Source organism: Streptomyces glaucescens (genome assembly GCF_002154375.1).
GTDB lineage: Bacteria > Actinomycetota > Actinomycetes > Streptomycetales > Streptomycetaceae > Streptomyces > Streptomyces glaucescens.
The window spans coordinates 338-945 of the sequence record NZ_MUND01001085.1 but is presented as its reverse complement, the minus strand read 5'-3'; the positions used below and the strand labels follow the sequence as shown (position 1 = coordinate 945).

Annotated in this window: 1 protein-coding gene; it reads right to left on the bottom strand. The window is 77.0% G+C overall.

The genetic code is table 11. From position 1 onward, the window contains the following. Positions 1-502, bottom strand: a 502-nt coding sequence (locus CCN42_RS40775) for a glycosyltransferase family 2 protein (RefSeq protein ID WP_143662276.1), incomplete at its 3' end; no start/stop codon positions are given. Positions 503-608: the final 106 nt, after the last annotated feature.

Below are 608 nucleotides of genomic sequence, written 5' to 3'. Positions count from 1 at the left end.
CGTCGGCGCGCATCACGGTGGCGGCGGCGAGGAACGAGCCGAGGGCGGGGCCGGGCAGCCAGTCGGGGCCGGTGAGGGGCGAGTCGCGCAGCTCGGCGACGACGGGGTCCTCCTCCCCCGACGGTTCGACGACGATCCGGGCGGTCACGGCGGCGACCCTCGGGTGCGCGTCGAGCACGTCCGCCGCGCGGCGCAGGGAGCCGGGCTCCCACCAGGTGTCGTCGTCGCAGAAGGCCACGTACGGGGTGCGCGCGTACCGCACCGCGAGGTTGCGGCCGATGGCGCCCAGGTTGCGTCCGGGCCGCAGCAGCAGCACCTCCGGGTGGTCACGGGCGACGGCCTCGGCGGTGCCGTCGCGGGAGCCGTTGTCGGTGACGATCACCGCGGGCCGTTCCGGCAGGTCGCGCAGCGTGCGCAGGGTGCGCAGCAGTTCGGGCCGGCGGTCGCGGGTGATCACCACCACGGTGGTACGGCCGTCGGGCCGGGCCGCGTCGTCGGTCATGGGTGCCTCCCGTCCAGCAGTCGGGCCGCCTGTTCCACCCGGTCGGGCAGCGGCGTGCGGTGTCTGAGCGCGGCGGGGAGTCTGGCGAGGACGCCGCGCAGGGCCG